This window comes from Mariniflexile sp. TRM1-10, from assembly GCF_003425985.1.
GTDB lineage: Bacteria > Bacteroidota > Bacteroidia > Flavobacteriales > Flavobacteriaceae > Mariniflexile.
Window position 1 is genome coordinate 2,187,000 of sequence record NZ_CP022985.1, and the last position, 14,446, is coordinate 2,201,445.

Annotated in this window: 10 protein-coding genes; 4 read left to right on the plus strand and 6 right to left on the minus strand. The window is 33.5% G+C overall.

Annotated features, from left to right (window positions below):
- Positions 1-37 precede the first annotated feature (37 nt).
- Both CJ739_RS09360 and odhB read left to right on the plus strand, forming a co-directional pair.
- Complete coding sequence (locus CJ739_RS09360) at positions 38-2,779, plus strand: 2-oxoglutarate dehydrogenase E1 component (protein WP_117174635.1); 2,742 nt, start codon at positions 38-40, stop codon at positions 2,777-2,779.
- A gap of 47 nt (positions 2,780-2,826) precedes the next feature.
- Entirely contained in the window at positions 2,827-4,041 is a 1,215-nt protein-coding gene (odhB, locus tag CJ739_RS09365; RefSeq protein WP_117174638.1) for a 2-oxoglutarate dehydrogenase complex dihydrolipoyllysine-residue succinyltransferase, read from the plus strand.
- Between the two features lie 1,284 nt (positions 4,042-5,325).
- Here the strand turns inward: odhB and CJ739_RS09370 are convergent.
- The 6 genes from CJ739_RS09370 to CJ739_RS09395 all read right to left on the minus strand — a co-directional run bounded on the left by CJ739_RS09370 (position 5,326) and on the right by CJ739_RS09395 (position 12,838).
- Positions 5,326-5,955 carry a response regulator gene (locus tag CJ739_RS09370; protein WP_117174640.1) on the minus strand — a complete coding sequence of 210 codons (630 nt, stop codon included), beginning with the start codon at positions 5,953-5,955 and terminating at the stop codon, positions 5,326-5,328.
- Positions 5,956-6,001: 46 nt separating this feature from the next.
- Positions 6,002-6,445: a retropepsin-like aspartic protease family protein gene (locus CJ739_RS09375; protein WP_117174642.1), complete on the minus strand. Its 444-nt coding sequence runs from the start codon at positions 6,443-6,445 to the stop codon at positions 6,002-6,004.
- Positions 6,414-8,999: a CHAT domain-containing protein gene (locus CJ739_RS09380; protein ID WP_117174644.1), complete on the minus strand. Its 2,586-nt coding sequence runs from the start codon at positions 8,997-8,999 to the stop codon at positions 6,414-6,416. Before CJ739_RS09380 ends, CJ739_RS09375 begins: the two co-directional genes overlap by 32 nt.
- A gap of 29 nt (positions 9,000-9,028) precedes the next feature.
- The gene (locus tag CJ739_RS09385; RefSeq protein ID WP_117174646.1) at positions 9,029-10,984 is read right to left on the minus strand and encodes a DUF7849 domain-containing protein; all 1,956 of its coding nucleotides are present in this window, start codon (positions 10,982-10,984) and stop codon (positions 9,029-9,031) included.
- A 362-nt stretch (positions 10,985-11,346) separates the two neighbouring features.
- Positions 11,347-12,321 (minus strand): hypothetical protein, encoded by a 975-nt coding sequence (locus CJ739_RS09390; RefSeq protein WP_117174648.1) that lies wholly within the window; start codon positions 12,319-12,321, stop codon positions 11,347-11,349.
- A 79-nt stretch (positions 12,322-12,400) separates the two neighbouring features.
- The gene (locus CJ739_RS09395) at positions 12,401-12,838 is read right to left on the minus strand and encodes a hypothetical protein (RefSeq protein WP_117174650.1); all 438 of its coding nucleotides are present in this window, start codon (positions 12,836-12,838) and stop codon (positions 12,401-12,403) included.
- 136 nt (positions 12,839-12,974) lie between these two features.
- On the opposite strand from CJ739_RS09395, the gene CJ739_RS09400 reads away from it, so the two are divergent.
- Positions 12,975-13,556, plus strand: a complete 582-nt coding sequence (locus CJ739_RS09400) for an RNA polymerase sigma factor (RefSeq protein WP_117174652.1) — start codon at positions 12,975-12,977, stop codon at positions 13,554-13,556.
- Between the two features lie 95 nt (positions 13,557-13,651).
- Positions 13,652-14,386, plus strand: coding sequence for a tetratricopeptide repeat protein (locus tag CJ739_RS09405; RefSeq protein ID WP_117174654.1), 735 nt, complete (start codon positions 13,652-13,654; stop codon positions 14,384-14,386).
- Positions 14,387-14,446 lie beyond the last annotated feature (60 nt).

The following is a 14,446-nucleotide window of genomic DNA, read 5'->3' on the forward strand; positions in this document are numbered from 1 at the left end:
AGGAAATTTGATTTAAATTAAGTGTATCAATACTATAATGGATAAATTTTCTTTTTTAAACGCAGCACATACATCGTATTTTGCCGATTTATATGATCAATATTTACAAAGTCCAGATTCAGTAGAACCGAGTTGGAGGGCCTTTTTTCAGGGGTATGATTTTGGTAGTGAAAATTATGGATTACAAAGTGAAAATATTGAAAGTGTTTCAACTCAAATGCCAGAATCTCTTCAAAAGGAGTTTCAAGTAGTAAAGCTTATTGATGGCTATAGAATGCGAGGACATTTGTTTACCAAAACAAATCCTGTACGCGAACGAAGAACTTATGAGCCATCATTGGCAATCGAAAATTTCGGACTTAGCACAAACGATTTAGATACCGTTTTTAGTGCAGGTGAGATTTTAGGTATTGGTACTCAGACTTTACGGAAAATTTTAATTCATTTAGATAAAATTTATTGCAGCTCCATCGGGGTTGAATACATGTACTTGCGTAATCCAGAAGTTATTGGGTGGTGGCAAAGTCAATTGAATATTAATGATAACCAGCCTAATTTTAACGAAGATTCTAAAAAATATATTCTTTCTAAATTAAATCAAGCGGTTACTTTCGAGAATTTTTTACAGACCAAATATGTGGGTCAGAAACGATTTTCGTTAGAAGGTGGTGAGTCGCTTATCCCGGCATTAAGCAATACATTGTATATTTCGGTTGAAAAATATGGCGTAAAAGAATGCGTATTAGGAATGGCACACCGTGGTCGTTTAAGCACTTTGGTTAATATTTTTAGAAAGCCAGTTCACGAACTTTTTAGCGAGTTTGATGGTAAAGATTTTGAGGAATTGGATTTTGATGGCGATGTTAAATACCATTTAGGTTTAACACTCGATAAAACGTACCAAAACGGGAAAACCATTAAGATGAATTTGGTGCCAAATCCTTCGCATTTAGAAACTGTTGCTTCTGTTGCCGAAGGTATTACACGTGCTAAAATTGATGCCGATTATAATGGTGATGACTCTAAAATATTACCAATAATTATACATGGAGATGCCGCTATTGCAGGTCAAGGTATTGTGTATGAGGTGGCGCAAATGAGCCAACTAAATGGTTACAAAACCGGAGGAACACTTCATATTGTGGTAAATAACCAAATTGGGTTTACTACCAACTATTTAGATGCACGTTCTAGTACGTATTGTACAGATGTTGCTAAAGTAACATTATCTCCAGTATTGCATGTGAATGCAGACGATGCCGAAGCCGTAGTACATGCAGTGGAATTAGCATTGGCATACAGAATGCGATATAAAAAAGATGTGTATATTGATTTATTAGGTTATAGAAAATACGGGCACAATGAAGGTGACGAGCCCCGTTTTACACAACCAAAATTATATAAAGAAATAGCTAAACACGATAATCCATTTAAAATATATTCTGATAAGTTAATTGCTGAAAAAACAATTGACCAAGCATATACCGATGGTATTGTAGAGGAATTTAAAAATGTTTTAGAAACAGCTTACGATAAATCTAAAGATGAAAAATCTTCTAAGGTTAGAGAGTTTATGATTGAACGATGGAACGGTTTTAGTCGTAAAGGTTTAGAAGCTATACTTAAACCTGAAAACACATCGTATCCAAAAGATAATTTAGAAGGCATTGCTAAGGTAGTGTCAACCGTTCCAGAGGGTGTGAAGTTTGTTCGCAAAGCAGAGCGGATTTTAGAAGGTAGAGCCTCCATGGTTTTTGAAACTGATACCCTAGATTGGGGAATGGCTGAAACACTAGCTTATGGAACTTTACTAGAAGAAGGTTATAATATTCGTATTTCTGGACAAGATGTAGAACGTGGTACATTCAGCCATCGTCATGCTATTTTACGTGATGAAATTTCTGAAGACCGTATAAATTTACTAAATACAAACCCAAAAAATAAAGGTAAAATGGATATCTATAACTCCTTTTTATCTGAATATGGCGTACTTGGTTTTGATTATGGTTATGCCATGGCAAACCCAAATACATTAACCATTTGGGAAGCCCAGTTTGGTGATTTTAGTAATGGCGCTCAAATTATTTTCGACCAGTATTTATCGGCTGCTGAAGATAAATGGAAAGCTCAAAATGGTATTGTGGTATTATTGCCTCATGGCTACGAAGGTCAAGGTTCTGAGCACTCATCTGCAAGAATGGAGCGTTATTTACAATTATGTGCTGATGATAATATGATTGTAGCCGATTGTACAACGCCAGCTAACTTTTACCATTTATTGCGTCGTCAAATGAAATGGGATTTTAGAAAACCTTTAATTGTATTTACACCAAAAAGTTTATTACGTCATCCAAAAGCGGTTTCATCATTAAATGAATTAGCAACTGGAGAATTCCGAGAAGTTATAGACGATACTTTAAATCCAGAGCAAGTTACTAAACTTGTTTTCTGTACAGGTAAATTCTATTACGATTTATTGGCACAACGTGAAAAATTAGAGAATAATAGTATCGCTTTAGTTCGAATTGAACAATTGTTTCCACTTCACGAAGACAAGATAAAACAAGTAATTGCGAAGTATCCTAATGCGAAAAATTATGTTTGGGCGCAGGAAGAACCTAAGAACATGGGTGCTTGGAGTCATGTGGTACAACGCTTGGATTTTGTTAAACTAGAAGTTATGTCAAGACCATACAGTTCTGTTCCTGCACCAGGTTCTAGTACAAGAGACAAGAGAAGACAACAAAGAGTTATTGACCAAGTATTTGATATAGTATAACATATAAGTTGAGTTGAAAAACTCGTAAAACATTTAAAATAAGAAGAATGATTTTAGAAATGAAAGTGCCTTCACCAGGCGAGTCTATAAAAGAAGTTGAAATAGCAACTTGGTTAGTTCAAGACGGCGATTATGTTGAAAAAGATCAAGCTATTGCTGAAGTGGACAGTGATAAAGCAACATTGGAACTTCCAGCAGAAGCAAGTGGTATCATTACCCTTAAAGCAGAAGAAGGTGATGCCGTGGCTGTAGGTGCTGTAGTATGCTTAATTGATACTAGCGCAGCAAAACCAGAAGGTGGAGCAGAAGCACCAAAACAAGAAAAGAAAGAAGAAGCTCCAAAAGCTGAGGCTCCTAAACCAGCCGCAGTAGAAACAAAAACATACGCAACAGGAACAGCAAGTCCTGCAGCTAAAAAGATTTTAGCCGAGAAAGGTATGGAAGCTTCATCAATTTCAGGAACAGGAAAAGATGGACGTGTAACCAAAGAAGATGCTATAAGTGCTGTCCCATCTATGGGAACACCAACAGGTGGTAGCCGTGGTGCTTCAAGAAGTAAAATGTCTATGTTGCGTCGTAAAGTTGCAGAGCGTTTAGTGGAAGCTAAAAATACGACGGCGATGCTTACGACTTTTAATGAAGTTGATATGTCCCCAATTTTCGCTTTGCGTGATGAATATAAAGAAGTATTTAAAACAAAACATGGCGTTGGTTTAGGGTTTATGAGTTTCTTCACACTTGCTGTTGTAAGAGCATTAAAAATGTATCCTGCTGTAAACTCTATGATTGATGGAAACGAAATGGTTTCTTATGATTTTTATGATATTAGTATTGCGGTTTCAGGACCAAAAGGATTAATGGTTCCAGTAATTCGTAATGCTGAAAATTTAAGTTTTAGAGGCGTTGAATCTGAAGTTAAACGATTAGCGCTTCGTGCAAGAGATGGCCAAATTACTATTGATGAAATGACCGGAGGAACATTCACTATTACCAATGGAGGTGTTTTTGGTAGTATGCTATCGACTCCAATTATTAACCCTCCTCAAAGTGGTATTTTAGGAATGCACAACATCGTAGAACGTCCAGTTGCCATTAATGGTAAGGTTGAAATACGCCCTATTATGTATGTCGCATTATCTTATGACCATAGAATCATTGATGGAAAAGAAAGTGTTGGCTTTTTAGTAGCTGTAAAAGAAGCTTTAGAAAACCCTACAGAGCTGTTAATGAATAATGATGTGAAAAAAGCTTTAGAACTTTAATAGAGTAGGCTTAATTAAATAAAAAAGTGCTAACAACGTTTTTTAATGTGTTAGCACTTTTTGTTTTTTAAAAAGCGACCCCTATACAATAAACAATGTTTATGGTTATTACAATAACAACTAACATAACTAATCCAATTATAAAATATTTATCTAGATAACTATTATCTTTTCCCATGGTTTTACTTTTTGGATATTTGAATAACATTAATAAACTCTCTACGCTAAAGCGCGTAGAGAATTTATATAGATCATCCCTTAAATGATTAATTAATAGCGGTGTAAAGGTATATTTTGAGTAAGTAAAAAAAAATACGCACTTCTACGTATTTTTTGTTTAAGATTGACTGATAGAAAACAAAGAAGGCTCTAAACATGATGTCTAAAGCCTCCAATAATTCTCCTATAAGAACAGATTAATAGCACTGTAAAAGTAATGTGTGTGATTGATAAAAAAAATACGCACTTCTACGTATTTTTTTAAATCATTGTGGCCCGATAAAACTTTTACAATTCACTGCAAACACAGTGATAATGACTTTTAAAGAGATTAATTGATTTGTAGGCTTGTTTTTTTTTGCAATAATAAGTTACTTAGCGATTATAAAAACAGAAAAGTAAATCAATTTGTTATCATTTAGTCTTCTATTGTCTATATAATCTATAGTCTATATTCTCTTGTCTATTTTCTTTATTCTATTTTCTTTTAGAAAAGCGGTCTTGAATCTTGGATCTTGAATCTTTTTAATACCATTTCAAAAATCAAACGGTATAAGATTGATAAAAACAAAGAAGGCTCTAAACATGACGTCTAAAGCCTTCAATAATTCTCCCTAAGAACTTATTATTAATACTGTAAAGATAATATGCGTAATTGATGAAAAAAATACGCACTTCTACTTATTTTTTATTAAATCATTGTGGTCCGATAAAACTTTTGCAATTCACTGCAAACACAGTGATAATGGCTTTTAAAGAGATTATTGATTTGTGGGCTTGTTTTTTGTGATAATAAGTTACTTAACGATTATAAAAGCAGGGAAGTAAATCAATTTGTTATCATTTAGCCTGTCTCTTGTCTATTTTCTTTTAGCAAAGCGGTCTTGAATCTTGAATCTTTTTTAATGCCATTTCAAAAATTAAACAGCATAAAATTGATAGAAACAAAGAAAGCTTTAAACATGACGTTTAAAGCCTTCAATAATTCTCCCTAAAAACTGATTAATAGCTCTGTAAAAGTAATGTGTGTAATTGATAAAAAAAATACGCACTTCTACGTATTTTTTAAAGATGCTGCTTGTTAAGGTTGGCCCAAATTGAAAGAGATGTTGGCTTATTGTCTAAACCTAATTTATTAACAATATTGCTTCGGTGTTTATCAACTGTGCGAACCGATATGGAAAGTTCTTCGGCTACATCAAGACTTGTTTTATTTTCGGAAATAAGTTTTACAATTTTCAATTCAGCCTTGGTAAGTAACTCTAATTTTGCTGGTTTATTATTTGAATTAGGATTTAAATACGAAGCTATCTCACTACTAAAATAAGCTTTATTGTTTACAACATGCTCTATACACGTTTCAATTTCTTCAACAGCAAATTCTTTTAAAATATAGCCATACACATTAAATTCCATAGCTTTATCATATAATTCTTCTTCTTTATCAAAAGTGATAAGAATAACTTTTGTTGAAAGATTATTTTTTTTACAAGCTTCGGCAATTTCTAAACCTGTTTGGTGGGGCATTCTAATATCAAGAATGGCAATTTCTGGCTTGAGCTTTACAATAAGATTGTAAGCGGTATTACCATCTTGCGCACTTCCAACAATGTTAAAGCCTTTAGCGGTCAAAAAATCGGTAAGACCGCGAAGCATCAACGGATGATCGTCTGCAATTACAATTGAAGTGTTCATTAGAGGGAGTTAAATGCTATTAATTTATGGTATAAATATAAGGATATTAAAGTTTTAAGTACAGATATTTCTTCTCATAGTCTATCACAGCATTCGATTTTTTTAAAATATCGGCACCAATAATGCCATCAACAGGTTTTGATTTATGATTTATGAGCGCCGTATTTACATGGGTAAGATTAAATAAAACCAAAATAACTTTATTTGTTTCCCATTTGCCGATTTTAACTTTGTTTTTTTTGGACATTTTAGTTTCCATATTACTGGCACCAGCTCCAGCTGCCAAAATATTGGAATCTTTTACTTTTAAATTAAAATGATCTACTGCTTCAAAACCAACACACGAATTTGAGGCGCCAGTATCCAATATAAAACGTCCTTTAACGCCATTTAAAGTCGCTTTAATTTCGAAGTGATTGGTTTTGGTAAGGCGTAACTTTACCCTAATATAGCCTTTGTTAAGAAGAAATTCTTCTAGTGTTTCTGTCATGTTTTTTAAATTTCAAAATTAAAAGTAACACAATGCTTGCTATAAATATGCTAAAAATTATATAAAATGTGGTGTTGTCTGATTTTGCTGGCTCAAGTGTTCCGTAATAGACAAAAGCACTCCAGTAATAAGGTGATTTTTTTGCATTGCTAATGGCTTCATTTTCTAAGTAGTCTATTTTTGATTGGTGATTAGCTAAATATGCCGATTCCGATGTATTGTAATTTTCATAAAAAGATTGCATGATTTGAGAGGTCGATAAATCATTAATTTGCCAAAGTGAAAACAGTAAGTTTTCTGCACCCGCATATTGAAATCCTCTAGCAATACTCATAGCGCCTTCGCCTTTATAGAGTTTGCCTATACCCGTTTCGCAGGCACTTAAAACCACTAAATCGGGCTTTAAGTCTAAACTGTATAATTCGTTCAAAATTATTACGTCGTCATAACACGAAATGTTAGCAGGGTTTATAAAATCGCCACTACTGGCATGGGTAGATAAATGTAGAATACCATATTTAGAAGCATTTTTAAGAAAGTTGGTTTTTGAAGCTTTGGAATTCATGAAAATATCTGAATTCATTTTTTCTTTAATGACTTCTGCTTCATCAATAGAGTAAGTAAGCTTTTGATTGGTGTTTTCAAACACAGGAAAAAAACCAAGCAGGTCTTTGTTTTTATGTTCTTGATTTTTGGTTAAATAAAGTGTTGCACTCGAATTATAAATAATATGTTGACTTTTAATTATAAAAGGCATTTTTGAGAATGATGTGGTGGTGGTTTTAGAAGTAAGTAGCGCTTCGAATGGTATAAAATTTAATAATCCATCGGGAATTATCACCACATTTTTATAGGGAGAAAGCTTATTAAAGTTTAGTAATTTAAAGATAGTAAAAGCTTGATTGGTGTAGTTGTTTATATCGTTATTTATTATGGAAGCACTATTAAATAAATGAATAAAGCTTACGATTCTTTTTTTGATTTCTTCGGTTAGTTGAATGCCTTCAATGGCGATGTCTTTTTCTGAAATCACGAATTGGTATAAGGTGTTTTTTCCGAAGAAGTATGCAACCAAAACAGCTTTATCCTTTGCTAATTTGCTTTGAAAACTTTCTAAAGTATATGATTTGTTGCTTTCTGGATACTTTTTTGAAATGGCTGTTTTTAATGTTTTTAATTGAAGGCTAATAGCACTTAATTTTTCACTTAAATGGTTTACAGCTGAAGCTTTATTGGCACCAAGTTGTTCTTTTATTAATAGGCCAGTATAATATTCTTGGGTTTTTAGAAGATGAAGTTCCTTAGCTAGTAAACTGTCGTTAGGAAACTGTTGCAAGCGTATTTTTTTTAGGTTCAGATCCTTTATAATCGAAGCTTTATTGTTTTCTGAATATTGAAAGGCTTCAAACAAAAGTGATTTTTTTTTGGTTTGTTTATAGATGTTATAAAGAATATCGATGCAGAGCTCACTCCTAATTCGGTTCGAGGCTTCGTTAAAAATTTTGGTTTCTTGCGACGTCCAGTTTTCTTGTAATAAATCAGAAACATAAAAACTTAAATCGTAACTTTTTAATGCTTTCCTGGGATTGTTTTGAATAGTAGCATACAAGTCGAAAATATCTATAAATGTATTTTCTGGGTACAAATCTTTTTTGTTGGGCAACCCTTTTTCATTAAAATTTGGCAACAATATTTTGATGGCCTGTTGCAAACTCTTTAAAGCTTCATTTGGCTGTTCAAGTAAATAGTGCAATTGCGCTTCTTCAACATAAAACTTCGCCAGATCTCTTGCAGGTAAATTTATTTCAGAAAGATATTCCTTTGCTTTGTTGAACGCATTTAAAGCTTCTGGGTAATTGTCTTTTTGAAGTTCTATTATATAATCGTTCTTATATTTTTCAAAGTTTAAGAAAGTTGAAGCGTTATTTAATAGTGAAGCGGCTTCGTAATTATTTAAAGCCGCTAAACTATTCGTTTTTATATTTTGAAGCAATGCTTTTTGATGGCTGTTTATATTAGGAAATTTAAGAGCATCATTAACAATTTTTAATACCGTTTCGTGCTTATCAAGGGTTCGGTATAGGATGGCTAAATTGATAGCACCGCTAATTTGATGCTTGGTATTTTTATTTTTTTCAGCTAAAAAAATGTATTGGTTTATGGTACTAACTGCGTTGGTGTAATCGCCAGTTTTGGTATATAAATTACCCAAAGGTTTTAAGCAACTTTCAATGATGTCAAAATCTGAAAGTTTTGAAAGCTCGTTGTTGTTGAATCGTTTTAGGGCATCTTCATACGTGGCAAGGGCTTCTTTTAATTTGGAATGCTCATCTAAATAATAACCTTTGTGGCACTGTAAAAAAACGAGTGCTAATTGCTCGTCTTTAGTTTTTACATGAGTTTTAAATGAAGATTCTTGCTGATTTAAAAGTTTTAATGACGCATCATTTTTATTGCTAATAAATGTTTCGACAGCAGTATAAATGGCTTCTTCCAAATTTTGTGAAAAAGAGATTCCAGAGATTAAAAAGAATAGAAAAAATATTTTTTTCATTTGAGTGAGATACCAAAAGAGCCTTAGGCTCAAAACTTCCAAATGGCATAGAATTGCCAATAATTAAAATCGTTTTCAAAATTCATAATATAGCGTGCACCTAAACTGGGGCCGATTCTTGCAAAACCTGCGGTGGCTTCAAATAACAAGCCGGTTCTTAAATTGGTAAATGAATTGGTCGTTTTTACAGATTCTTCTTTGGAATCTATAATAGGCCCGTCTGCTGTATCGCCTTCGAACCGCTCGGTTAAAATCGATTGTTCTTGTTTTTCGCTAAGTGACACAGTGTTTTGTAAGCCTGCCCCAAGACCGATGTAATTATTCATATTATAACGAATTAAAATGGGTACGTCCCAATCGATATTTTCAAAAGAATTTCGGGTTGTGGTACGCTGTAAAAAACGAATGCCCTGTGCATCTTGAACAAATTCTTCGGTGACATTGGTGTTGGCATCATAATTATGAAAATTATTCATCAATTCAACTTGCCAATACCAACGGTACGATTTGTATGGTGATAGGGTAGCCCCAAAAAAGTAGCTTTCAGAATTATTTAAATCTGAAAAAGAATTAACCCCAACTTTGGCACCAATAGAAATTCCCGGTAAAAAACGTGTGGTGGAATAGTTGGTGATTATCGGGTCGTTTTTATCGAAGATAATAGCAGTTCTGCTTTTGGTTTTTTGTTTATGAAAATCTTTGGCAAACTTGATGCTATACTTTACGAAGCCTTTGGTAGAATCGTATTCTTTCACATTCTTTTGCTCGCTTCCGGGTAGGTAGATGTTTTTAAATGTGAATATAGCCTGAGTGTCTGTAAACATGGTGTCTAAGCAGCTATACAGTACTTCTTTTTTGGGACATATATCACATTTGGGATACATATCCAAAACTTTCAGTGTCGATTTGTCCAGCATTTCAGGGATATCGGTTTCCAAGCGAATGGTGCGTGCAGGCCCTTCACCGTTGTTTTGAAATTTAATTTTATATTTCAAAGTTTTAAAACGTACCAATCTGTAATTTAAGAACGTGCCGTTTGATGACATTTTATTAGGATCGTGGGAGGTTACGATTTCCATTTCCATATCCTTTACTTTATGGTTATCGTAATTGGCATCAGGTACATAAATACCTCTTATCGAAATAATGGCACTGGTGTCTTTAAGCATTTCGGGAGTGGTTTTTAAACTGAAAAAAAGATTGCGTTCTTCTTGAGGTTTCATATTATCAAACTCCAAAAGACTCCAGTTTTTGTAAAAGGCTTTAGAGTTTGCAATGGTTAAAGGCAGGTTGGTTTTTTCGGTAGAATCTTGCGAAAAAGTGCGCGCTTCAATAAACTCATTATTAGAAGATGCTAAATAAGTGCCATCGTCATCAATATGATGTGTGAAAGCAAATCCATCTGCCGAAACATTTTTTTCGTTGTGATAAGTTCGAGTATCTATTAATTCAAAATTATTGGCTTTGTATTGGTGCTCGTTATAAAACAAATACAATTTCCCATTAGTAGTATAATCTTTTGGGTTTTTATAACTAACAATGACCACCATTTCTTCGTCGGGTACGGGTTCCCTATTGCGTTTTAATATGAAATCCTCTTCCATGCTTGCAACGTCGTCATACGCTGTTGTTATGTCGCTTATGGCAATTTTTTTAGGACGTGTTGTGGGCGGTTTACCTGTGTCATAATTGTTGGTTGCCCAAAGCTTTACTTCGTATTCCCCGGTTTTTTTATAAACGTGTTTTGGTTTTTCTTCGGTGCTATAATGGCCATCACCAAATTCCCAGTAATGGGTATAAAATGCTTTGGGCGCTCCTGCTATTTGATTTAATGTGGGCGTTTCAGGAGTGAACAAAACGGCATTGCCATGGGTTGTATTTTTTATGGTTGCAACTCTTGTTAGCGTATCGTTAACAATTAGTTTTTGAGCATAACTGCAAACGCCAATTAAAAATAAACATAGAAAAGAAAACCGTTTGTTCATGATAAAGAGGTTTAAATAGATTTTAAATATACAAAAAGTGGCATTTATAAAGCTGTTTTTAATGGGTATCGTTTTTATAAGTTAGATAATATGATAGAAATGTTAGCGCCAATTACGAATAATATGATGCAGACTATAATGAATATAAAAACAAACTTTTTCATGATGTGTTCTGTATACCATTATATCAATAAAGTTGGTATTTTGTTACCCTTTTTTCTAAATGAAGAAGACCTCACAGGTTTTTAAAACCTGTGAGGTCTAAAAAATCCCAGAAACGAAGTGTCTCTGGGATAAAAAAAGCAGGTTAAGAATTGTGGCAAACCATGATTTTTAAGTAGGTCATTAAAATGAGTAGCTGTTTATGGTAAACCATTTATAATTGTTGTAAGTTGTGCTTCGGTAGCTATAGATGTTTCACCTTCTGTAAATGTGATAACACCGTTTTCAACAATGGTTACCGCTTTTATAGCGTATTTCCAGTTGTCATCTTCTTCGGTTGCGAAAATAACGTGACATTCCAGTCCAACGGGGATTTGTCCGTAATGCTCGCTGAATAATCCCGTTTGCGAGTCATAAGTGTCTAAGTTGGCAAGACCAGAATCTTCACCATCGTAAGATAAATATACTGAGCTATTTGTGTTGTCGTATCCTGTTGGAACACCAACTAAAATAGTTGTTTTTGGTCGTGGGTCACTGTAAAATCTATCAACGTTAGACCATCCAAACGATTGGAAAAAACCGTAGTATTGGTTGCCTTCTGCAAATACACCACCTTCACCGTTGGCACCATCACGTTTGTCTTCAGCCCAAGCAAGATCTCCGTTATCATCAATAATACCATTCCAAAGTATCATATCGTTATCTATACCACCTGTTAAATCAGCAGGAATTAACATTTGGAATCCGCAGTTGGTATCTAAAGCAACACCGTTTTGGGTAGCTTGTACAAAAAACTCGCCACCAGAAATCAATAAGGCCTTGTCACCGCTTGGTAAAATACCCATTGTAGGTTTGTTTGTTGTAAGCATGTTGCCTTTATCAAATAATTCAACAAATTCTAGTTCTACGGCACCGGTTACGGCGTCCCCGTTTTTGGTTAAACAGGCGCCATTAATGTAGATTTCAACACCTTTATCAGATGTAAAGTTTACCGAGCCATCTTCGGCATTAAATTGAAATGTTTGGGTTAAAGCGGTTAAAGCTTCTTCTCTTAAAGCATCAAATTCTTGAGCTGTTGCGGGGATTACTAAATCCTCATTGTCGTTTTTTGAACAGCTAGTAAATATTAAAGCCGTTAATAAAAGTGTTCCTAAAATGTGTTTTGTAATTTTCATGATTATTGGGTTTTAAAGTTATTATTCATTGTTATATAAACAGGGCAACTATTTTGTTACCCTGTTTTGGTAATTATTTTTATTGTTGAGGTTGACTGATGATTATTTTAGAGATTACAGCATCACCAGAGGCTACTAATTGTATCATTTTGTTGGCATAATCTTCAGAAGATGCATAACCTTTTGCAGAACCTGTAGCTGTTTCAACTTCCCAGAAATAATTTCTACTAGTATTGATTTCAGATTTTAGAACCAAGTAACTTTGAATTTCGGTTCCTAAAACAATTTCTCCAGAGCTAGATAAGGCAATCATTTCTTTAGCGTTTTCAAGAGAAAGGGAAGTTCCTGAATAGCTGCCTTTATCGGTTTCTACTTTCCAGTCAAATACTTGAGCAATGTTTTCTTTTGTAAAGCTTACAACTTCATTTGAAGTGTTAAGGATCGATTTTTCATTTGTAGCGTTTATGTTTATTATTGAAAAAGCTACTGTTGCGATAATTAAAATTGATTTCTTCATGATTTCTAAATTTTTATGGATTAATTAAAATTTTTGTTTTAGCATTTTGCTGTTACACCCTTATATCAAAACCATTTAAAAATTGTTACCCATTTATTTTAAAGTTTTTTTAAATTAGCAGTAAATACAAGGGTTAATGAGCGAAAAAAAAATACATGAAGACCAAAAATATATTGATGGTTTGCTGAAAAACAATTCCTTTATCATACAAGCAATCTATGATAAATTCGTGCCTAAGGTTATTAATTACATCAAGCAGAACAGTGGGGATGTAGACCAAGCGCAAGATGTGGTACAGGACACATTAATAACCATATATAATCAGGCAAGCGAAAAGAAATTGGAGCTTACATGTCCGTTTGATGCTTATTTCTTTTTATTGTGTAAACGCAAATGGTTAAATGAACTGAAAAAAATAGCTCATAAAGAGGTAACAATTAATGAGGAAGTTTTATATAAAGATGACGACGCTCAAGAACTAGCATTTGAAACCGATGTGTTTGGCGAAAAACAAGCCTTATTTACCGAAATGTTTCAAAAACTAGGAACTGCTTGTAAAGAATTATTGACCGCTACTTTTAAAATAAAATCGATGGAAGAAGTAGCCTCAAGTTTAGGTGTAACATACGCTTATGCCCGAAAAAAGAAATCTTTATGTATTGGTAAACTAACAGAGTTGGTTCAAGGGTCGCCAAAATTTAACCTACTTAATAAGTAACCATTATGAAACATCTATAACTAAATCTTTAATGCTATAACAAAAGATTAAATAGATGTAGCATGTGACTGCTAAAAAACAATAAAATTGAACACATGAATGAGCAAGACTACATATTGTTTGAAAACTACCTTTTAGGAGACCTTTCTGAAACTGAAAAAAGTGCTTTTGAAGCCCGATTGAAAGTAGATCCAAAATTCAAAGACAGTTTCAATACCTATAAAGAACTTTCCTCTTTTTTAGAACATAAGCTTGGTAACGAGGAAGCTTCAACAGCATTTCAAAATAATTTAAAAAATATTTCAAAAACTTATTTTGAAAAACTAGACGCTCCTAAAAAAGTGGTTCGTTTTAAAATTTGGAAATATGCCGTGGCGGCAAGTGTTGTTTTATTAATTGGTATAACCGTGTTTAATAATTTTTCAAGTCCGGTTTATGAGGATTTTGCAAATTATAACAGTATTAGTTTAACCGTGAGAGGCGAACAAGATGCTTTATTAAAAACGGCCGAAAACGCTTTTAACACTAAAGATTTCGCTAAAGCGGAAGAAGCTTTTAAAAGTTTAATGCTAATGGATAAAGACAATGCTGAATTACAATTTTATAGAGCTGTAGCCAATGTAGAATTAAACAAATTTGAAACGGCTGAACGTTTATTGATTAGTTTGAGTAAAGGGCAATCGGCATATAAAAATAAAGCTATTTGGTATTTGGCATTAAGTCATTTAAAACAAAAAGACTACGATGCGTCTTTGGAAATTTTAAAGACCATTCCAGAAGATGCTGATGATTATGACAAAGCCCAAAAACTTATAAAAAAGTTAGAGTAATGCTTTGCCTGCAAGGTTGAGTAATGATTTACCTGCAAGGTTTCCAAAACCCACCTGCAA

Bases quoted from the DNA above. Each gene is read 5' to 3' on its own strand.
- CJ739_RS09360 (WP_117174635.1), top strand. From the start codon at position 38: ATGGATAAATTTTCTTTTTTAAACGCAGCACATACATCGTATTTTGCC.
- odhB (WP_117174638.1), top strand. From the start codon at position 2,827: ATGATTTTAGAAATGAAAGTGCCTTCACCAGGCGAGTCTATAAAAGAA.
- CJ739_RS09370 (WP_117174640.1), bottom strand. From the start codon at position 5,955: ATGAACACTTCAATTGTAATTGCAGACGATCATCCGTTGATGCTTCGC.
- CJ739_RS09375 (WP_117174642.1), bottom strand. From the start codon at position 6,445: ATGACAGAAACACTAGAAGAATTTCTTCTTAACAAAGGCTATATTAGG.
- CJ739_RS09380 (WP_117174644.1), bottom strand. From the start codon at position 8,999: ATGAAAAAAATATTTTTTCTATTCTTTTTAATCTCTGGAATCTCTTTT.
- CJ739_RS09385 (WP_117174646.1), bottom strand. From the start codon at position 10,984: ATGAACAAACGGTTTTCTTTTCTATGTTTATTTTTAATTGGCGTTTGC.
- CJ739_RS09390 (WP_117174648.1), bottom strand. From the start codon at position 12,321: ATGAAAATTACAAAACACATTTTAGGAACACTTTTATTAACGGCTTTA.
- CJ739_RS09395 (WP_117174650.1), bottom strand. From the start codon at position 12,838: ATGAAGAAATCAATTTTAATTATCGCAACAGTAGCTTTTTCAATAATA.
- CJ739_RS09400 (WP_117174652.1), top strand. From the start codon at position 12,975: ATGAGCGAAAAAAAAATACATGAAGACCAAAAATATATTGATGGTTTG.
- CJ739_RS09405 (WP_117174654.1), top strand. From the start codon at position 13,652: ATGAATGAGCAAGACTACATATTGTTTGAAAACTACCTTTTAGGAGAC.